This window comes from Streptomyces sp. NPDC020898 (assembly GCF_044333925.1).
Classification (GTDB): domain Bacteria; phylum Actinomycetota; class Actinomycetes; order Streptomycetales; family Streptomycetaceae; genus Streptomyces.
In genome coordinates, this window is record NZ_JBIRRV010000005.1 from 223,946 (window position 1) to 242,347 (window position 18,402).

Below are 18,402 nucleotides of genomic sequence, written 5' to 3' on the forward strand. Positions count from 1 at the left end.
CCGTCACGGAGCACAACGCGCCCAGGCCCTTGGCGGTTACGCCTTCCACGGCCTCCACACCTTCGTACTTACGTCCCCGCGCGCCTCTCCTGCTCCTCCTTTTGGCGGAGTTGTCCGACACAGCTGTTGCAGCGTCCCTGCCACCGCATTTGACTCGTTCTTTGCGGAACCCTGCAGATCTGCGAGAGGTGCCTCTGATGCTTTCGGCCAAGAGCCTGTTCCAGGAGATCCTCGACAACGACGATTCTTTCCGTCTCTTCTGCTCCATCGCGGCCAGCGGTGAGTCCCAGGGCGGCTGGGAGAACGCGCGTATCGCCGCGCTCGTCCCGGCGAGCGAACGCGGACTCGCCCCCAAGATCACCCGTCACGGCGCGGACGAGGACAAGCACGGGCGGATCTTCAACGCCCTCATGAAGAAGCGCGGCCTGCGCCCCGTCGACGTCCCGCCCGACACCGACTACACGATGCTGCTGGAGAAGCAGGGCATCGGTCTCGCGCACGACAAGCTCAAGAGCGACGAGCCGCTGACCGTGCAGGACATCGTCACGTACCTCGCCCACAGCCGTGTCACCGAGCAGCGCGCCTCCGAGGAGATGGACCTGCTGCGCAGGCACTTCGCCGACCACCCCGATCTCGGCCGCGCGGTGCGGATGATCTCGAACGACGAGGACAACCACCTCGCCTACTGCCACGAGGAGCTCCTGCGCTTCGCGAACGCCGGTCACGGCCGCGCCATCCAGCGGACGCTGCGCGAGTGCGCGCTCGCCGAGATCCGCGTCTACCGGAACGTCAGCCTCGCGGTCATGTCCCACATGGGGCGCGTGCTCGGCTGGCCGAGGCCCAAGGCCGCGGTCCTCGCCGCGGGTATCCACGCGGTGTACGCCTACGAGCGTGCCGTCGGCTGGCGCCGCATGGTCTCCCTGCGGATGCCCGAGCGGCGCGACGCGCTGGGCGGCCCGGCGACCGCGTCGGCCGAGTTCGCCTGACGATGAGATCCGGAACCGCCGCTCGGAGAACTGCCGTTCGGAGAACTGCCGTTCAGAGCCAGCCGCGACGCTTGAACATCCGGTAGAGCAGGACCTCCACGACGGCCATCGCCACGATCAGTGCCGGATACGACCCCTCCCAGCGCAGCTCCGGCATGTGGTCGAAGTTCATGCCGTAGATCCCCGCGACCATCGTGGGGATCGCGGCCATGGCCGCGAACGCGGAGATCTTCCGCATGTCGTCGTTCTGCCGGACGCTCATCTGCGCGAGGTGCGCGGAGAGGATGTCGGAGACGAGCCGGTCCAGGCCCTCGACGGACTCGTTCACGCGCGTGAGGTGGTCGCTCACGTCCCGGAAGAAGGGCTCGGCCTTCTCCTGGACGAAGGGCAGCCGCGCGCCGAAGAGGCCCGTGCCCGCGAGCCGTCCCAGCGGTGCCGCCAGCGGGCCCGAGGCACGGCGGAACTCCAGGATCTGCCGCTTGAAGGTGTAGATGCGGGACGCCGTGTGGCGCGAGCCCCCGCCGGCCGGCGAGAACACCTCCGTCTCCAGTTCCTCCAGGTCGGTGCCCAGCTCGTCCGCCACCTCCACGTAGTGGTCGACGACGGCGTCGGCGATCGTGTACAGCACCGCCGTAGGACCGTGCCGCAGCATCTCGGGATCTTCTTCAAGGCGGTGCCGTACGTCCGCGAGAGGGGCCTCCTCGCCGTGCCGGACGGTCACCACGAAGGAGTCGCCGATGAAGACCATGATCTCGCCGGAGGAGACGATGTCGGCCTTCGGTTCGTATCCCACCGGCTTGAGCACCATGAACAGCGAGTCGTCGTACGTCTCCAGCTTCGGCCGCTGGTGCGCCTTGAGGGCGTCCTCGACGGCCAGGGGATGCAGCCCGAACTCCTCGGTGACCAGGTCGAACTCCTTCTCCGTGGGTTCGTACAGCCCGATCCAGACGAACGCGTCCCCGGCCCCGCCCGAGCGGCACTCGGCGAGGGCGTCGGAGAGGTCCGCGGGCCCCTGGGTCCGGCGTCCGTCGCGGTAGATGGCGCAGTCGACGATCACGGGGCGTATTCTCCCGCCGCCCGGCCCCGGACGCACCCCCGCGTACCGCACCGGGCCGTACGCCTACCCTGGGCCGCATGCCCACGCTGATCCTCGTCCGGCACGGACGTTCCACCGCCAACACCTCCGGGGTGCTCGCCGGCCGCACGCCCGGTGTCGCCCTCGACGAGCGAGGCGCCGCGCAGGCAGCCGCGCTGCCCGGGCGGCTCGCTGAGCTGCCGATCTCCGAGGTGGTCACCAGCCCGCTGCAGCGCTGCCAGGAGACGGTCCGGCCGCTCCTCGACGCCCGCCCGGGGCTGCGCGCGCACACCGAGGAGGGGATCACGGAGTGCGACTACGGCGACTGGTCCGGGCGCAAGCTCGTCGAGCTGATGGACGAGCCCCTGATGCAGGTCGTCCAGGCGCACCCGTCCGCCGCCGCCTTCCCCGGCGGTGAGTCCATGCGGGCCATGCAGACGCGTGCCGCCGAGGCCGTACGCGAGTGGAACGCGCGCGTGGAGGCCGAGCACGGCGCCGACGCCGTCTACCTCATGTGTTCGCACGGCGACATCATCAAGTCCCTTGTCGCTGACGCCCTCGGGCTTCATCTCGACCTCTTCCAGCGAGTCTCCGTCGACCCGTGTTCCATCACCGCGATCCGTTACACCCGCCTGAGGCCGTTTCTTGTCCGCCTCGGGGACACCGGGGATTTCGCCTCGCTGGCGCCGCGCGAGGAGTCTCCGGGCGAGGAGGCCGCGGTCGGGGGTGGTGCGGGCGCACCGTGATCGTCGGCAGCAGTAGGGTGAAGCGGTCGCGGTAGCGCCGCCGACACCGGTTCCAGCCGATCACACGACTTTTCAGTAGCCCCCAGCAGCCGATTTCAATGGAGACAGGACGTGTCCCGTCAGGTGTTCCTCTACGACCCACCGGACCGCTTCGTGGCCGGTACGGTCGGACTGCCCGGGCGCCGTACGTTCTTCCTCCAGGCGACCGCCGGCCCTCGGGTGACCAGCGTGGCCCTGGAGAAGACCCAGGTCGCCGCGCTCGCCGAACGTATGGACGAACTGCTCGACGAGGTCGTACGCCGTAGCGGGGGCAACGCCTCCGTCCCGGCCGTGGCCCCCACCGAGGTGCACGACACCGGCCCCCTCGACTCCCCTGTCGAGGAGGAGTTCCGGGTCGGCACCATGGCGCTCGCCTGGGACGGCGAGGAGCAGCGCATGATCGTCGAGGCGCAGGCCCTGGTGGAACTGGACGCCGAAACCGACGAGGACCTCGCCGAGGCCGAGGAGCGGCTCCTCCAGGACGAGGAGAACGGCCCGCCGATGCTGCGGGTCCGGCTCACCGGGGCGCAGGCCCGTGCCTTCACCAAGCGTGCCCTCGACGTCGTCAACGCCGGCCGGCCGCCCTGCCCGCTGTGCAGCCTCCCGCTCGACCCGGAAGGACACGTATGTCCGCGCCAGAACGGATACCGCCGGGGAGCGTGACGGCCACCCGCACGCCCGCCGAACTGCTCGCCAAGGGCGAGCTGACCGTGCGCGGACGCATCCGCGAGGCGTCGAACGCGGTGCTGTACTGCACGGTCTCGTACGAGGGGCAGGAAGCCGCCTGCGTCTACAAGCCCGTGGCCGGTGAGCGGCCCCTGTGGGACTTCCCCGACGGGACGCTGGCGGAGCGCGAGGTGGCGGCGTACGAGGTCTCCGAAGCGACCGGCTGGGGGCTCGTACCGCCGACCGTGCTGCGTGAGGGGCCGTACGGCGAGGGGATGTGCCAGCTGTGGATCGAGGCCGAGACCGACAAGGGCGGTGAGCTGCTCGCCCTGGTCGAGGGCGAGGAGCCCGGGCCCGGGTGGAAGGCGATCACCTTCGCCGAGGTGGCGGAGGGGAAGACGGCGCTGCTCGTGCACGCCGACGACGTGCGGCTGCGGCGGCTCGCCGTACTCGACGCGGTGATCAACAACGCCGACCGCAAGGGCGGACACCTGCTGCCGGGAGGCGCGGGGCGGCTGTACGGGATCGACCACGGGGTCACCTTCAACGCCGAGAACAAGTTGCGGACACTGTTGTGGGGGTGGGCGGGGGAGCCCCTGACGCCGGAGGCGGTCGAGGTGCTGTCCGGGCTGAAGGGCGCGCTGGAGGACGGCGGGGCGCTGGCCGTGCGGCTGGCGGAGCTGGTCACCGGGGACGAGGTCGAGGCCACGCGGGTACGGGTGGACGCGTTGCTGGAGTCGGGAAGGCATCCGGAGCCGAGCGGGGAGTGGCCGGCGATTCCGTGGCCGCCGGTCTGAGGGCGGACGGACGGGATCGTTGCCGGGACCGTCAGCACACCGGGACGTACCTCGCAAGACCCCCTTCCCGGCCATCGGGGGCCGGTCCGGTTCGTATACGGAACATCCGTCCGGTTAGGCTCATGACATGCATGCCTGGCCCGCTTCCGAGGTCCCCGCCCTGACTGGTCAGGGCCGCGACCTGAGGATCCACGACACCGCGACCGGCGGTCTGGTTTCCCTCGACCCCGGTCCCGTCGCCCGTATCTATGTCTGCGGCATCACGCCGTACGACGCCACCCATATGGGTCACGCGGCGACCTACAACGCGTTCGACCTCGTCCAACGCGTGTGGCTCGACACCAAGCGGCAGGTTCACTACGTCCAGAACGTCACCGACGTCGACGATCCGCTCCTCGAGCGGGCGCAGCGCGACGGGATCGACTGGGTGGGGCTCGCCGAGAAGGAGACCGCGCTCTTCCGGGAGGACATGACCGCCCTGCGGATGCTCCCCCCGAAGCACTACATCGGCGCCGTCGAGGCGATACCCGGCATCGTCCCGCTGGTCGAGCGGCTGCGGGACGCGGGCGCCGCCTACGAGCTCGAAGGGGACGTCTACTTCTCCGTCGAGTCCGACCCCGACTTCGGCAGGGTGTCCAACCTGGACGCCGCCGCGATGCGTTTGCTGTCCGCCGAACGCGGGGGCGACCCGGACCGGGCGGGCAAGAAGAACCCGCTCGACCCGATGCTGTGGATGGCCGCGCGGGAGGGCGAGCCGAGCTGGGACGGCGGTTCGCTGGGCCGCGGCAGGCCCGGCTGGCACATCGAGTGTGTCGCCATCGCCCTCGACCACCTCGGCATGGGCTTCGACGTCCAGGGCGGCGGCTCCGACCTCGCCTTCCCGCACCACGAGATGGGCGCCTCGCATGCCCAGGCGCTGACCGGCGAGTTCCCCATGGCCAAGGCGTACGTCCACGCCGGCATGGTCGGGCTCGACGGCGAGAAGATGTCCAAGTCCAGGGGCAATCTCGTCTTCGTGTCCGCGCTGCGCCGCGACGGCGTCGACCCCGCCGCCATACGGCTCGCCCTGCTCGCCCACCACTACCGGGCCGACTGGGAGTGGACCGACCAGGTGCTCGAAGATGCCGTCGCGCGGCTCGGGCGCTGGCGTGCCGCCGTGTCCCGGCCCGACGGGCCGTCCGCCGACGCGCTCGTCGAGGACATGCGCGCCGCCCTCGCCAACGACCTGGACGCCCCGGCCGCGTTGGCCGCCGTCGACCGCTGGGCGGCCCTCCAGGCGGAGCGGGGCGGTACGGACGAGGGCGCTCCCGGCGTCGCGTCCCGTGCCGTGGACGCCCTGCTGGGCGTGGCGCTGTAGCGAACGCGGAGTACGACGGGGCGCCGGGCGGCTGATCCGCTCGGCGCCCCTCTGCGTGGGCTTCCCCCGGCCCCCTACGTGCCTGCCGTCCTTACTCCGTCATCGTCACTTCGTCACGATGACGGACTGGAGGACGTTGTTGCCGGTGTCGTAGATGCCGTACACCGGCTGGCCGAAGGCGAAGGCCTCCTGGACCATGTCCTGCGTCACCTGGTTCGGGTTGACCAGGCGGCGCCAGCCGTTGTTGATGTACAGGTAGAGCACCTGCGGCTGGCCCGGGAGCGGTGTCACGACGTCCTGGAAGTGGTCGGCCGCGCCGATGGCGAGCGAGGTGGCCGCCGCCGCGCTCGGCAGCACCAGGGTCTCGCCGTGCTGGATGTCCTGCTGCTGTTGCGGGCTCTGCTGTTGTTGCCGGCCGAGCTGCTGGCCGAGTTGCTGGAGCAGCTGCTGGAACGGCGGCTGCTGGCCCAGTTGCTGGAGCTGCTGCTGCACGTGCTGCGGGATCTGCTGCTGTTGCTGGCCGACGCCCTGCTGGCCGTACGGCTGCTGCATCTGCTGCCCGAACGGCTGCTGTCCGCCGCCCTGCTGACCGAAGTGCTGCTGCCCGTAAGGCTGTTGCTGGCCGAACGGCTGCTGTTGCCCGATGCCCTGCTGCTGGCCGAACTGAGGCGGTGCCGTGCTCGGGCCCTGCTGGCCCTGCTGCTGGTGCTGGCCCTGCTGTGCCATGGAGCTCAGTTGCGGGATCGTGCTCATTGCGGGTGCCACCTTCCATCAACTCGTCGGGTGTGTCAGCCCGTGATCACCAGGCCGACGATCTCGTCGTCCGAGAACCAGACGCGTACGTCCGGACTGCCGCCGGCGAACGCGGTGTGCACCGCCTGGCGGATCTCGGCGGACGGGCGGTTCAGGTTGCGCCAGCCGCCGGCCACGAACAGCCGGAGCCTGGGCGGGAGTTCGCGCGGGTAGGGCAGCAGCTCGTCCCAGTAGCGTTCGGCGCGGCCCGAGCCGACCGCCTCCGGCAGGAGGTGCGTGACCGCCGCCTTGATGTCCGGCCGGTGGCCGATCCGCTGGGACGCGGGCCGGCCCGGCGCGTCCTGTTGCGGAGAGCCGGTGGCCCGCAGCACCCCGCGGGCGGCCTCGGGGGACATCGGGGGCTGGGCCGCCGCCTTGAGCATGCCCTGGAGCGCCGCCAGGGCGCCGCCCACCAGCGGGGTGGCCGCCGAGGTCCCGGAGAACGTGTCCGTGTACCAGGCGATCTCCTCGGGGCCGCCCTGGAGGTCGCCGGGCCGGTCCCAGAAGCCGCCGGTGGTCGTGACCTCGCGGCCCCAGCCCTGGGCGTCCACCCGGGCGCCGTAGTTGGAGAACGCCAGCCGGGACCGGTCGGGGCCGTGGTCGCGGCCGTGGGTGCCGGGCGGCGGGGCGCCCGCGCCGACCAGGACCGCGCCGGAGGACTGGCTGGACGGGTTGAACGGGTTGCGCCACCACTGGGGGAACTCGTCCGGACGGCGCTCGTACACACCGTCGTCGAGGGACTCGGCGCCGTTGCCCGCGGCGGCCACCACGAGGATGCCCCGGGCGGTGGCGTGGCGGACGGCCGCGTAGTCGTCCGGCCACCATTCGAGGGCGATGCAGCCCCGCTGGTCGTCGCGCTCCTCGAAGTCGAACCGCGGTCCGGGCCGGTGCAGTTCGACCAGCACGAGGTCGCCGGGGCCGAGCCGGTCGGCGGCCGCGTGGATAGCGGCGGCCGTGCCGAGGCCCTGGAAGGACGCGGCGGCGGTCACGGCGTCCGGGACGATCCCCGTGATGCCGTGCGCATTGCGGTCGCCGCCGATCACACCGATCACGGCGGTGCCGTGGTTGCGCCAGGCGAGGTCGGTCAGCGGGGTTCCGGCCACCACGCCCGCGAGCTTGGCGGCCAGGTCCTCGTGGCCGAGCTGCCAGGAGCCCTCCACGTCGATCACCGTGATGCCCTGGCCCGAGCCGCCGGGCCGCTGCCAGGCCCAGTGGGCGTCCACACCCTCGGGCGCGGGCCGCAGATAGCCCTGGCGGTGGGTGAAGTCGGGCGTGGCGGGCGCGCCCTCCTTCAGCCGCCGCCCGTCGTCCGTGCTCGGTCCGGTCGTCTGCAACGAGGCCGGTACGGAGCCCGGCTTCACGTACGCCGTGTCGATGCCCGGCAACGCGGCGATCCTGGCGCGCAGTTCCTGGGCGCGGTCCTCGCCGCCGCGCACCCGGTAGAAGAGCGCGAGGTCGGGCAGGCTCTCCGAGCCCATGCCCATGCCCATGCCCATGCCCATGTCCGTCCCGGCGGTGTGCTGGGCCTGCTGGAGGCGCTCCTCGCTGCCGAACAGCGGTTGCAGAGCGAGCTGTTCGTCGTCGAGGAACATGTTGAGGGCCGATACGTCGCCGCCGGCCGCCGAACGTACGCCGTCGGGCCGGGCGCGCAGCCTGGCCTCGGGTCGGGCGACGACGATCAGTTCCTGCTCGGTCCCTCGATAGGTGAATCCCGCTCCGTCGGGCCCCGGCCCGGAAGCTCCCGGGCCCTGGGCCGGCTGTACCTGGTCGGTCATCGGATACCGCTCCCTTCGATCCGTGCGGGTGCCAAGCAGCGGGTCGTTCCGGGGCTCACCCTGCTCCTCCGGCGGGAGTCCGTCCACCCCATGGCCACCAACAGGGTTTTAAATCAAGTTGAATTGGGCACCGTGTACAAGCTTCCGCAATACGTCCTCAAACAGATGTCACGCCATAATCCGGCCAGATGCTGTCGAGGTGCTGTCGACTCTCTGCGCCGGGCTGTGGCGTGAGTCGACATGTGATGTGGTGTCAGGGTCAGTTGACCCGCAGGACCGGCCAACTGCCGGTCCCTTCCCGGAGGGAAGCCCCGTGGCACCCACGCACGGTTCCTTCGCACACCACGTCAGCCGCCGCGGAATCCTCGCGGCGGGCGCCGCCACCGTCACGGCCGCGCTGGTCGCCTCACCGGCCGCCGCGTCCCCGAAGTCCTGGCCGACCCTGATACCGCTGCCCAACGGCTTCCGCCCGGAAGGCATAGCCACCGGCGCCGGCCCCTACGCCTACCTGGGCTCGCTCGGCGACGGCTCGATCTACCGCGCTGATCTGCGCACCGGCGCGGGCGAGATCATCTCGACCGGGCCCGGCACCCCGTCCGTCGGGCTCAAACTAGACGGCCAGGGACGGCTGTTCGTCGCCGGACGTACCGAGGGCGCCCGGGTCGTCGACACCCGCACCGGCGCGATCCTCGCCTCGTACGCCCTCACCACCGCGACCCCGACCTTCGCCAACGACGTGTTCCTGACGCCCCGCGGAGCGGTGTTCACGGACTCCTTCCAGCCCGTGCTGTACGTCCTTCCGCTCGGCCGGGGCGGCGCGCTGCCGGGCGCCGGCGATGTCGTACGGATCACCCTGAGCGGTGACTGGAGTCAGGTGCCCGGCGAGGTCTTCAACGCCAACGGCATCACGGGCACGCCCGACGGGAAGGCGCTGCTCGTCGTTCAGTCCGGCGTGGGCGGACTGCACAGGGTGGACCCGCGCACCGGGGTCACCAGGCTCGTGGACCTCGGCGACGCGGCCCCGCTCACCAACGGCGACGGCCTGCTCCTCCTCGGGCGCACGCTGTACGTCGTACAGAACCAGCAGAACGCGGTCGACGTGTTCACGCTCTCGCCGGACGGGAGCAGCGGGGTCTTCCGACGGCGCATCACCGACCCGGACTTCGACGTGCCGACCACCGCGGCGGCGTACCGGAACCGGCTGTATCTGCCCAACGCCCGGTTCTCGACCACGCCGACGCCCGAGACGACGTACGCCGTGGTCGCCGTGGACCGCTGACGGACGCCGATACGTCACGTACGGCGGAAGGGCCGGTGCGCGTGGTGCGCACCGGCCCTTCTCGCTGTTTCTCCGAACTCTTCCGGACTCTTCCGGAGAGATCGCGGAGATCACTCCTCGGGGGAGTCCTCGTCGTCCGTGCTCGGGAGCTGGGGCGGTTTCGGCGGCTGCGGTTTCGGGCGGCCGGCCGGGTTGTCCCGCAGGTACGGCGGGCTGTCGGTGCCGTCCGCGGTGGCGTGGCCGCCGGGGCCCGGGCCGGGGCCTGCCGGGCCGGTGCCGTCGCGGCGGCGCAGATAGCGTTCGAACTCGCGGGCGATCGCCTCGCCCGTCGCCTCGGGCAGCTCGGCGGTGTCCCGGGCCTCCTCCAGCGTCTGCACGTACTCCGCGACCTCGCTGTCCTCGGCGGCCAGCTGGTCCACGCCCACCTGCCAGGCACGCGCGTCCTCGGGCAGTTCGCCCAGCGGGATGCGGATGTCGATCAGGTCCTCCAGGCGGTTCAGGAGGGCCAGCGTCGCCTTCGGGTTCGGCGGCTGTGAGACGTAGTGCGGGACCGCGGCCCACAGGCTCACCGCCGGTACGCCCGCGTGCGTGCACGCCTCCTGCAGGATGCCGACGATGCCCGTGGGGCCCTCGTACTTGGTCTCCTCCAGGTCCATGCGCTGGGCCAGATCCGGGTCGGACGTGACCCCGCTGACCGGAACCGGACGTGTGTGCGGGGTGTCGCCGAGCAGTGCGCCCAGGATCACCACCAGCTCCACGCCCAGCTCGTGCGCGAAGCCCAGCAGCTCGTTGCAGAACGAGCGCCAGCGCATCGACGGCTCGATGCCCCGGACCAGCACGAGATCGCGCGGCTTGTCGCCGCCGACGCGGACCACTGACAACCTTGTCGTCGGCCACGTGATCTTGCGTACGCCGGCGTCCAGCCACACGGTGGGGCGGTTGACCTGAAAGTCGTAGTAGTCCTCGGCGTCCAGCGCCGCGAACACCTCGCCCTTCCACTCCCGGTCCAGATGCGCGACCGCGGCGGAGGCGGCGTCACCGGCGTCGTTCCAGCCCTCGAACGCGGCCACCATGACTGGGTCGATCAGCTCGGGAACCCCCTCCAGCTCGATCACCCAGCGCCTCCTTCCGACGTGCCCTCGCTTGACCACCCAACCTTACGGCGTGCGGCGGGGGCGCTCGCAGCCCCCTTGCACGGGGGAGTGACCGGATCACTGCCCCGATAGCCACCCCGAAACACCATCCGTGAGCCACCCCTCCTCACCCGGTCATTCATCCGAGCGTTCGGTGACGGCGGGACCGGGGGCTCCGGCACGGCTAGAGGGTCGATCTCAGCCACTGCTCCACGCTCGCGATGTGCACTGTCGCCCACGACCGCGCCGCCTCCGCGTCCCGGTCGCGCAGGGCGCCCAGGATCGCCCGGTGCTCGTGCAGGGTGCGGCTGACCGCGTCCTCCTGGGTCAGCCCGCGCCAGATCCTGGCCCGGGTGGTGGGCCCGGACAGACCGTCGAGCAGCGAACACAGCACCGAGTTGCCGGAGCTCTGCACGATCCCCCGGTGGAACTCCAGGTCGGCGGCGACCAGCTCCTCCACCGACGGTTCACCGCCCAGCCGGTCCAACTGGGCGGACAATGCGTCAACTTGCTGCTCGCTGATGCGCAGCGCCGCCATCGCGGTCGCGGCCGGCTCCAGAATGCGGCGCACGGCCAGGAACTCCAGGACCGTGTCGTCGCGGTGGAAGTCGACGACGAAGCTCAGTGCTTCGAGCAGGAGTTGGGGATCCAGACTGGTGACGTAGGTGCCGTCGCCCTGCCGTACGTCGAGGATCCGGATGAGCGACAGAGCGCGCACCGCCTCCCGCAGGGAGTTGCGCGACAGGCCGAGTTCGGCGGCCAGCTCGCTCTCCTTGGGCAGCCGGTCGCCGGGGCGCAGCGACCCGGAGACGATCATTCCCTTGATCTTTTCGATCGCCTCGTCGGTGACTGCCATGGCGGGCCTCCCTGTCGTTCAGACATCCGATGTCTCAGGCCATTATGGGGGTTCAGTGGGCTGAACGGGACACAAAATGCGATGTCAGCCCGTACGAGGGTCCCTCAAGGGTGGCTGGAACGGTACCCGCGGGCTGCCGGATCGGCAGCCCGTTCGGGTGGCGGCCCGGCAGCCAGTACGGGCTCCCGGGCCGGCATCCCGTGCGCGGGTCAGACCAGCGCTTCCAGATCGGCGAGGGCGGCGGCCTCGTCGAGCGTGGTCAGCGTCCGGTTCCGCATGAGGACCCTGCCGTCCACGACGGTGTCCCGGACGTCCGCCGAGTGCGCCGCGTACGCGAGCGTCGACCACGGGTCGTGCCGGGGCCGCAGATGCGGGGCGCTGAGGTCGAGCACGATCAGGTCGGCCCGCTTGCCCGCCTCCAGGGAACCCAGCCGGTCGCCCAGACCCAGCGCCTTCGCGCCCTCGACGGTCGCCATGCGTACGGCCTGTTCGGCGCCGACGGCAGTGGGGTCGCCGCCCGCCTTGTGCACGAGGGCCGCCTGCCGCACCGCCCCCAGCACGTCCAGCGTGTTGGAGCTGACGGCCCCGTCCGTGCCGAGCCCGACGGTCACACCGGCGCTGAGCAGCCGGGGAACCGGCGCGATACCGCAGCCGAGCTTCAGGTTCGAGACCGGACAGTGGGCGACGGACGTGCCGGTGCGGGCCAGCGCCGCGATCTCCGGGCCGGTCAGGTCCACGGCGTGGGCCAGCAGCAGGTCGGGGCCGAGGAGCCCGAGCGAGTCGAGCAGTTCTACGGGGCGCTTGCCGTACCGCACCTCGACGGTGGCGACCTCGGTCGCGTTCTCGGCGGCGTGGATGTGCAGCAGCGCGCCGAACTCCCTTGCCAGGGCGGCGATTTCGACCAGCTGGTCGGGGGAGAGAGTGTAGGTGGAGTGCGCGAAGAGGACGGGGCGGTGGCCGGGGCGCGGTGTGCCCCGGGCGGCCAGGTCCTGGCGGGCCCACTCCAGACGGTCCTCGTAGGCGATGCCGTCGGGCGGCTCCGGTACGTCCATGAAGGTGGGGCCCGTGTGCAGCCGCCAGCCCGCCTCGCGGGCCGCCTGTTCGGCCGCCTCGTGGAACCAGTACATGTCGAGGGCCGACGTCACCCCGGCCCGTACGCTCTCGGCGACCGCGACCCGGACGGCCGCCGCCACGTTCTTCGGCGCCAGCAGCTGGGCCTCCCACTTCAGCACCCGCTCCAGGAAACCCTGGAGGGTGACGTCGTCGGCCCGGCCGCGCAGAAGCGTCATCGCGAGGTGGGTGTGCGTGTTGACCAGGCCGGGGAGAACCAGGCAGTCCGTGGCGTCAAGGGACTCGGCGGCTGTGAACCGGGTTGTCAGCTCGGCGGCCGGGCCCACGGCGACGATCTCGCCGTCGCGGACGGCGACTGCCCCGTCCTGCACGACGGTTCCGGCCTCGTCGACGGTGAGGACGTCACCGCCGTGGACCAGGAGGTCGATCCGCTCACTCGGCTGCCCGCTCATACGACGGGCTCCCCGTCCTCGGCGGCTTCGGACTCCGCCAGCAGGCGCAGCGCCTCCAACGACACGACAGCGCCGCGTTCGACGCCCTCCGCCACCACTTCCCGGTGCGGGTCGTAGCCGCCGGTGGCGATCTCGTCGACCAGTTCGTCGGCGTTCGCTCCGTCGATGACGACCACTCCGCCCGCGACCAGCCCCCGCAGTGAGGCCGTCACCAGCAGCGCGCTCAACTCCATCTCGATCGCGGCGAGTCCGGCGCCCTCGTAGGAGAAGAGGGGGAGGAGACCGGGCTGGAAGGCGGCCCGGGTCCACACGATGCCCCGGTGGTGGGGGGCGCCCGCCTCGCGCGCCGCCCGCTGGAGTGCGAGCACCGCCTCGGGCGAGGACACGGCCGGGTACTCCGGGGGCAGCAACTGCTGGGTGACACCGTCGTCCCGGACGGCCGCCTCGGCGATGACGAGGTCGCCGTCGCCGATGCCCGGCTTCATCGCACCGGCCGTACCGAACCGCAGGAACGTCCGCACGCCGGCCTCGGCCAGCTCCTGGAACAGCAGGATGGCACCCGGGGCGCCCACCCCGTGCGAGGCGACCACCACCGGCACGCCCTTCCAACTCCCGCTGAACACGCGGTATTCGCGGTGGTAGGACACCTCCTGCGCGCCCTCCAGCTTGGCGCCGACGAGGGCGGCGCGCAGCGGGTCGCCGACGACCAGCGCGCGCGGCGGCAGCCCCGTGCGGGGTATCCGGGTGACGGGCAACAGGTCCTGCGTCATGAAACGACTCCGGTGGCAGTGGACGTGGGAGGGGACACGGAGGGGGAAGGGCTGCGGCGACGGCGCCGGGCCGTCGTCAGGAAGAGGGCGCCCAGCGTGACGACGTACGGCGCCGCGTCGGTCGCCTGCTGTGGCAGGCCGAGGCCCTGGAGGCGGAAGCCGACCGCCTCGGCGACGCCGAACAGCAGCGCCGCCAGCAGGACACCGAGCGGCAGCGCACGGCCGAGCATGACCGCGACGACGGCGATCCAGCCGCGCCCCGCCGTCATGTTCTCGGAGAACAACGTGACGTTGCCGAGGGCGAGTTGGGCCCCCGCGAGCCCGCACAGCACACCCGACACGAGCACCGCCGCGTACTGGTATCTGACCGGGCTCACACCGAGCGTGGCCGCCGCGTCCGGTGCCTCGCCGACGCCACGGAGCCTGAGCCCCCACACATGCCGGGACAGCATCAGCGCGGCAACGCCGACCGCCGCCCACGCCAGATACGCGAGCGGTGAGAAGCCACCGACCAACGGCAGCCCGGTCAGTGACGGATCGTCAAAAGTGCCCTGCACACCGAAGACCGTACGGAGGAGGAAGCTGGTCAGGCCGACCGCCAGGAGATTCAGGGCGATTCCGAGCACTACGGCGTCCCCGCGCAGGGTCACCGCACCCACGGCCAGGATCAGCGAGTACGAGGCGGAGGCGAGGGCCGCCGCCAGGACGCCGAGCCAGGGGCTGCCGGTGAACCAGCTCGTGGCCACGGCGGTGAAGCAGCCCATCAGCATCATGCCTTCGAGGCCGATGTTGAAGACGCCCGCCCGTTCGCAGATCGCCCCGCCGAGCGCCGCCAGCAGGATGGGGGTCAGCGCGCGCAGCGCCGACATGAGGAGATCGGAGTCGAAGAACATCACACCGCCTCCTTACGACGGTTGAACCACCACTGGGGAAAGCGCAGTCGCGCCGCCAGGAACACGATCACGATCGCTTGCAGCACCTGGGTCAGCTCGCGAGGTACCTCGGTCGTCCGCTCCATCGACAGCCCGCCGACCTGGAGCATCGCGAAGAAGAAGGACGCGAGAACCGTGCCGACGGGTGCGGCGGCGGCGAGCAGGGCCGCCGTCAGACCCGTCCAGGTGTAACCGGACGCGGTGAGCGAGCCGTCGAGGAAGCGGTACGGGAAGCTCAACACGCCGATGGCGCCCACGAGTCCGGCCAACGCGCCGGACACCGCCATCAGGCGCAGCGTCAGACCCTTACGTTCGACGCCCGCGTACGCGGAGAAGCGGGAGTTGAGGCCGGTCATCCGCATCTCGTAGCCGAACGCGGTGCGTTGGTCGGTGAACCAGTACGCGGCGGCGGCCACGGCGACCAGCAGCAGCCCGCCGGTCACGGTCGACGAACCGAACGCGGGCAGCGCCACCCCGTCCGGCAGCTGGCGGGTCTGGGGGAGGCTGGAGCCGGGCTCCTTGAGCGGATAGCGGGCCAGGTAGGAGGCGAAGGACGCCGCCGGGTAGCTGAGCAGCAGGCTGCTCACCAGCAGCGGTACGCCGAACCGGTTCTCGCACAGGGCGGCCAGGGCCGCGTACCCGGCGCCGGCCGCCATGCCGGCGAGCAGCGCGAGGACGACGGTGAGCGGCGCGGGCAGTGGCGAGTACAGCCCGGTGACCGCCGCGGCCATCCCGCCGAGCACCAACTGGCCGTCCCCGCCCAGGTTGATGAGCCCGGCGCGCAGCGGCACGGCCAGCGCGAGCGCCAGGCCCAGCACGCTCGTCAGGGTGGTCAGCGTCGACCCGATGCCGTCGGCGCCGAGCGAGCCGCTGAGCACCGCGCCGTACGCGGCGACCGGATCGGCGCCCGTCCCCAGAAGGAACAGGGCACCGATGACGACGCCGGCGAGCACCGAGAAGGCGACGGGGGAGCGGAGAGCTTTCGTTATGTGGGTCACCGGTGATGTCCGGGTTGTTTGTTTCATGTCACTCTCTGACCTTTGCCTGGGCCACCGGAGTGACCTGAGCCGAGCTGTCGGTGCCGCCCGCCATCGCGAGGCCCAGCGTCCGTTCGTCGGCGTCGGCCTTGGCGTACGACGCCGTCACGCGGCCCTCGTACATCACCAGGACCCGGTCCGCGAGGCCCCGGATCTCGCTCAGCTCGGCCGAGACGAGCAGGACGGCGTGGCCGGCGTCGCGGTAGGCGATCAGCTGGTCGTGGATGTTCTGGACGGCGCCGATGTCGACTCCGCGCGTGGGCTGCTCGACGAGCAACAGCGGGGCGTCGTGGGCGAGTTCGCGACCGATGAGCAGCTTCTGCAGGTTGCCGCCGGACAGCGAGGACGCGGGCACCTCCGGTCCGGCCGCCTTGATGCCGAAGCGCTCGATCAGGCGCCGCGCGTGGGCGCGTACAGCCGCGGGCGGAAGGAGTCCGCGTGCGGAGAGCGACGTACGGTGGTGGCCCATCGCCAGGTTGTCCGCGACGGACGCGGCAGGGGCCGTTCCGACGGCGTGGCGGTCCTCGGGGACGTAGGCGAGGCCCTTGGCGCGGCGCTCGGTCGCCGAGGCGTGAGTGATGTCGTCGCCGAGCAGCGCGACCCGTCCGGAGGTCACCGGGCGCAGTCCGGCCAGCGCCTCCACCAGCTCGCTCTGGCCGTTGCCGGCGACGCCCGCGATACCGACGATCTCCCCTGCGCGGACGGCGAGTTGAACGTCCCGTACGCCGTCCGTGGCGAAGTCGGTGACGTCCAGGACCACATCGCCCGGAGTGCCGGGGGCGTGGACGCGGTCGAGTTCCACGGCGCGGCCGGTCATCGCGGCGGCGATCGCGGCGGCGGACGTCTCGGCGGTGACCAGCCGGGCGACGACCCGGCCGTCCCGCAACACCGTGACGTTGTCGCTGCCTTCGAGGACCTCGCGCAGTTTGTGCGTGACCAGGATGACCGTACGGCCCTGTGCGGCAAGGGACTTGAGGACTGTGAAGAGGGCGTCCGCCTCGGCGGGCGTGAGGACGGCGGTCGGTTCGTCGAGGATGAGCGTCCGGGCGCCGCGGTGCAGCAGCTTGAGGATCTCGACGCGCTGGCGCAGTCCCACGGGCAGGTCGCCGACCCGGGCGTCCGGATCGACCGACAGCCCGTGTTCGTCGGCCAGTTCACGCACCCGGCGGCGGGCCGCTGCCCGGTCCACGAGGCCGAAACGGCGCGGCTCGGCGGCGTACACCACGTTCTCGGCGACGCTCAGCGAGTCGAACAGCTTGAAGCTCTGGTGGACCATGCCGAGCCCGGCGGCCATCGCGTCGCCGGGGTCGGAGAAGGCGACCTCGTGTCCGTCGACGTGGACCGAACCGGCGTCCGGCCGTTCCATGCCGTACAGGATCGACATCAGCGTGGACTTGCCGGCGCCGTTCTCGCCCATCAGGGCGTGGATCTCACCGCGCCGGACGGTCAGGTCGACGGAGTCGTTGGCGAGCGTGCCGGGGAACCGCTTGGTGATTCCCCGGAGCTCGACGGCCACCGCCGGTGCGTCGGTCGCGTCAGGCGGCGGCGGGGTCATCGACCGTCAGCTCTCCGGACACGATCTGGTCGCGCAGCGCCTCGACCTTCTTCAGGACGTCCGGGTGGGTCGCGATCACGCACTGGGAGTCGGCCACACCGTCCTCCAGACCCGTGAGGCTGATGCCGCCCTCCTTCAGGCCGTACGAGGTGGTCGTGCCCGTCTGACCGGTGAGGACCTGCTCGACGCCCTTCTCGACGGCGATGTCCGTGCGCTTGATCACATTGTCGACGATCGTGCCGGGCGCCGAGGGGCACTGGTTGACGTCGACGCCGTACGCGAAGGCGCCCTTCGCCTTGGCCGCCTCGAACACGCCGTAGTTGCCGGCCGCGGCAGCGGCCATCAGCTGGTCGTAGCCCTTGGAGAGCAGGGAGTTCGCCTGCTCCTTGGCGCGCGCCGAGTCGTCGAACGGGGACTGGCCGCCGACGAAGCGTGTGGACGTCTCCGTCTTGGGCGCGACCTGCTGGGCGCCGGCCGCGAACGGGTCGCTGAAGCGGCGGAACACGGGCGTGTCCAGCACGTCCACCGCGCCGACCTTGCCGCTCTTGCTCAGCAGCCCCGCCTCGGCGCCCGCGAGGAAGACGCCCTCGTGCTCGCGGAAGACTCCACAACTGACGTTGTCGAACGCCTTCGTCGTGCACGCGTCGATCATCAGGAACTGCTGCTTGGGGTGCGCCTCGGCCTGCTGCGCGACCAGGTCCGCGAACTCGAAGCCGACCAGCACGACGACGTCGGGCGCCGCGTCGACGGCCGCCTGCACGTTCTGCTGCTGGGAGGCGGTGTCGGTGGACTCGAACACCTTCTCGGTCCCGTTGTGCGCCTTCGCGGCGGCCTTGACGCCGGTCACCGCCAGCTTGAGGAACTCGTTCTGCCCGACGGCGTCCGGCGTGACCAGCGTGAAGGACTTCCCGCTGCCCGCGCTGCTGTCGTCGGACGCGTCGTTCTTCGCGGCGGCGTTGCAGGCGGTGGCACCGGCGACGAGCAGCGCGACGGTGGCGGCGAGGGGGAGCGTACGACGGGATCTGCGAGGCATCGGGGACCTTCCGGAGGTACGTACGGCTGGTTGCGTACGACACAGCCCGCG

17 protein-coding genes are annotated in these 18,402 nt (G+C 71.4%); 6 read left to right on the top strand and 11 right to left on the bottom strand.

The window, feature by feature from the left end:
* The first annotated feature begins 197 nt into the window (after positions 1–197).
* Positions 198–986 carry a ferritin-like domain-containing protein gene (locus ACH4TV_RS18330; protein ID WP_398399199.1) on the top strand — a complete coding sequence of 263 codons (789 nt, stop codon included), beginning with the start codon at positions 198–200 and terminating at the stop codon, positions 984–986.
* A gap of 52 nt (positions 987–1,038) precedes the next feature.
* On the opposite strand, the gene ACH4TV_RS18335 is transcribed toward ACH4TV_RS18330, so the two are convergent.
* A complete protein-coding gene (locus tag ACH4TV_RS18335; protein WP_398399201.1) occupies positions 1,039–2,043 on the bottom strand; it encodes a magnesium and cobalt transport protein CorA in 1,005 nt (334 codons plus the stop codon).
* A 77-nt stretch (positions 2,044–2,120) separates the two neighbouring features.
* Here ACH4TV_RS18335 and ACH4TV_RS18340 point away from each other — a divergent pair, with 77 nt between their 5' ends.
* From ACH4TV_RS18340 to mshC, 4 genes are all read left to right on the top strand, one after another.
* Positions 2,121–2,807 carry a histidine phosphatase family protein gene (locus tag ACH4TV_RS18340; protein WP_398399202.1) on the top strand — a complete coding sequence of 229 codons (687 nt, stop codon included), beginning with the start codon at positions 2,121–2,123 and terminating at the stop codon, positions 2,805–2,807.
* A 111-nt stretch (positions 2,808–2,918) separates the two neighbouring features.
* Entirely contained in the window at positions 2,919–3,509 is a 591-nt protein-coding gene (locus ACH4TV_RS18345) for a DUF3090 domain-containing protein (RefSeq protein ID WP_398399203.1), read from the top strand.
* The gene (locus ACH4TV_RS18350; protein ID WP_398399204.1) at positions 3,473–4,309 is read left to right on the top strand and encodes an SCO1664 family protein; all 837 of its coding nucleotides are present in this window, start codon (positions 3,473–3,475) and stop codon (positions 4,307–4,309) included. The genes ACH4TV_RS18345 and ACH4TV_RS18350 overlap by 37 nt, the downstream gene beginning before the upstream one ends.
* Before the next feature lie 127 nt (positions 4,310–4,436).
* Positions 4,437–5,666, top strand: a complete 1,230-nt coding sequence (gene mshC / locus ACH4TV_RS18355; RefSeq protein WP_398399205.1) for a cysteine--1-D-myo-inosityl 2-amino-2-deoxy-alpha-D-glucopyranoside ligase — start codon at positions 4,437–4,439, stop codon at positions 5,664–5,666.
* A 105-nt stretch (positions 5,667–5,771) separates the two neighbouring features.
* On the opposite strand, the gene ACH4TV_RS18360 is transcribed toward mshC, so the two are convergent.
* Together ACH4TV_RS18360 and ACH4TV_RS18365 are read right to left on the bottom strand one after the other, a co-directional pair.
* Positions 5,772–6,419 carry a hypothetical protein gene (locus tag ACH4TV_RS18360; RefSeq protein ID WP_398399206.1) on the bottom strand — a complete coding sequence of 216 codons (648 nt, stop codon included), beginning with the start codon at positions 6,417–6,419 and terminating at the stop codon, positions 5,772–5,774.
* Positions 6,420–6,454: 35 nt separating this feature from the next.
* Positions 6,455–8,233 carry a S8 family peptidase gene (locus ACH4TV_RS18365; protein WP_398399207.1) on the bottom strand — a complete coding sequence of 593 codons (1,779 nt, stop codon included), beginning with the start codon at positions 8,231–8,233 and terminating at the stop codon, positions 6,455–6,457.
* A 313-nt stretch (positions 8,234–8,546) separates the two neighbouring features.
* Here ACH4TV_RS18365 and ACH4TV_RS18370 point away from each other — a divergent pair, with 313 nt between their 5' ends.
* Positions 8,547–9,512: an SMP-30/gluconolactonase/LRE family protein gene (locus tag ACH4TV_RS18370; protein WP_398399209.1), complete on the top strand. Its 966-nt coding sequence runs from the start codon at positions 8,547–8,549 to the stop codon at positions 9,510–9,512.
* Between the two features lie 110 nt (positions 9,513–9,622).
* On the opposite strand, the gene ACH4TV_RS18375 is transcribed toward ACH4TV_RS18370, so the two are convergent.
* The 8 genes from ACH4TV_RS18375 to ACH4TV_RS18410 form a co-directional block, all read right to left on the bottom strand.
* The gene (locus ACH4TV_RS18375; RefSeq protein ID WP_398399211.1) at positions 9,623–10,627 is read right to left on the bottom strand and encodes a PAC2 family protein; all 1,005 of its coding nucleotides are present in this window, start codon (positions 10,625–10,627) and stop codon (positions 9,623–9,625) included.
* A gap of 202 nt (positions 10,628–10,829) precedes the next feature.
* A complete protein-coding gene (locus tag ACH4TV_RS18380) occupies positions 10,830–11,501 on the bottom strand; it encodes a FadR/GntR family transcriptional regulator (protein WP_398399213.1) in 672 nt (223 codons plus the stop codon).
* Positions 11,502–11,710: 209 nt separating this feature from the next.
* The gene (locus ACH4TV_RS18385; RefSeq protein ID WP_398399215.1) at positions 11,711–13,024 is read right to left on the bottom strand and encodes an amidohydrolase; all 1,314 of its coding nucleotides are present in this window, start codon (positions 13,022–13,024) and stop codon (positions 11,711–11,713) included.
* Positions 13,021–13,794 (bottom strand): nucleoside phosphorylase, encoded by a 774-nt coding sequence (locus tag ACH4TV_RS18390; protein WP_398399217.1) that lies wholly within the window; start codon positions 13,792–13,794, stop codon positions 13,021–13,023. The genes ACH4TV_RS18385 and ACH4TV_RS18390 overlap by 4 nt, the downstream gene beginning before the upstream one ends.
* Entirely contained in the window at positions 13,791–14,687 is an 897-nt protein-coding gene (locus ACH4TV_RS18395) for an ABC transporter permease (protein ID WP_398399218.1), read from the bottom strand. Before ACH4TV_RS18395 ends, ACH4TV_RS18390 begins: the two co-directional genes overlap by 4 nt.
* Entirely contained in the window at positions 14,687–15,751 is a 1,065-nt protein-coding gene (locus tag ACH4TV_RS18400) for an ABC transporter permease (protein WP_398399220.1), read from the bottom strand. Before ACH4TV_RS18400 ends, ACH4TV_RS18395 begins: the two co-directional genes overlap by 1 nt.
* A gap of 1 nt (position 15,752) precedes the next feature.
* Positions 15,753–17,318, bottom strand: coding sequence for an ABC transporter ATP-binding protein (locus tag ACH4TV_RS18405; protein WP_398399222.1), 1,566 nt, complete (start codon positions 17,316–17,318; stop codon positions 15,753–15,755).
* Positions 17,299–18,351: a BMP family ABC transporter substrate-binding protein gene (locus tag ACH4TV_RS18410; RefSeq protein ID WP_398399224.1), complete on the bottom strand. Its 1,053-nt coding sequence runs from the start codon at positions 18,349–18,351 to the stop codon at positions 17,299–17,301. Before ACH4TV_RS18410 ends, ACH4TV_RS18405 begins: the two co-directional genes overlap by 20 nt.
* Between the last annotated feature and the right edge of the window lie 51 nt (positions 18,352–18,402).

Coding starts and splice junctions, on each gene's coding strand:
- ACH4TV_RS18330 (WP_398399199.1), top strand. CDS start 198: ATGCTTTCGGCCAAGAGCCTGTTCCAGGAGATCCTCGACAACGACGAT.
- ACH4TV_RS18340 (WP_398399202.1), top strand. CDS start 2,121: ATGCCCACGCTGATCCTCGTCCGGCACGGACGTTCCACCGCCAACACC.
- ACH4TV_RS18350 (WP_398399204.1), top strand. CDS start 3,473: ATGTCCGCGCCAGAACGGATACCGCCGGGGAGCGTGACGGCCACCCGC.
- mshC (WP_398399205.1), top strand. CDS start 4,437: ATGCATGCCTGGCCCGCTTCCGAGGTCCCCGCCCTGACTGGTCAGGGC.
- ACH4TV_RS18360 (WP_398399206.1), bottom strand. CDS start 6,419: ATGAGCACGATCCCGCAACTGAGCTCCATGGCACAGCAGGGCCAGCAC.
- ACH4TV_RS18365 (WP_398399207.1), bottom strand. CDS start 8,233: ATGACCGACCAGGTACAGCCGGCCCAGGGCCCGGGAGCTTCCGGGCCG.
- ACH4TV_RS18380 (WP_398399213.1), bottom strand. CDS start 11,501: ATGGCAGTCACCGACGAGGCGATCGAAAAGATCAAGGGAATGATCGTC.
- ACH4TV_RS18385 (WP_398399215.1), bottom strand. CDS start 13,024: ATGAGCGGGCAGCCGAGTGAGCGGATCGACCTCCTGGTCCACGGCGGT.
- ACH4TV_RS18390 (WP_398399217.1), bottom strand. CDS start 13,794: ATGACGCAGGACCTGTTGCCCGTCACCCGGATACCCCGCACGGGGCTG.
- ACH4TV_RS18395 (WP_398399218.1), bottom strand. CDS start 14,687: ATGTTCTTCGACTCCGATCTCCTCATGTCGGCGCTGCGCGCGCTGACC.
- ACH4TV_RS18400 (WP_398399220.1), bottom strand. CDS start 15,751: ATGAAACAAACAACCCGGACATCACCGGTGACCCACATAACGAAAGCT.
- ACH4TV_RS18405 (WP_398399222.1), bottom strand. CDS start 17,318: ATGACCCCGCCGCCGCCTGACGCGACCGACGCACCGGCGGTGGCCGTC.
- ACH4TV_RS18410 (WP_398399224.1), bottom strand. CDS start 18,351: ATGCCTCGCAGATCCCGTCGTACGCTCCCCCTCGCCGCCACCGTCGCG.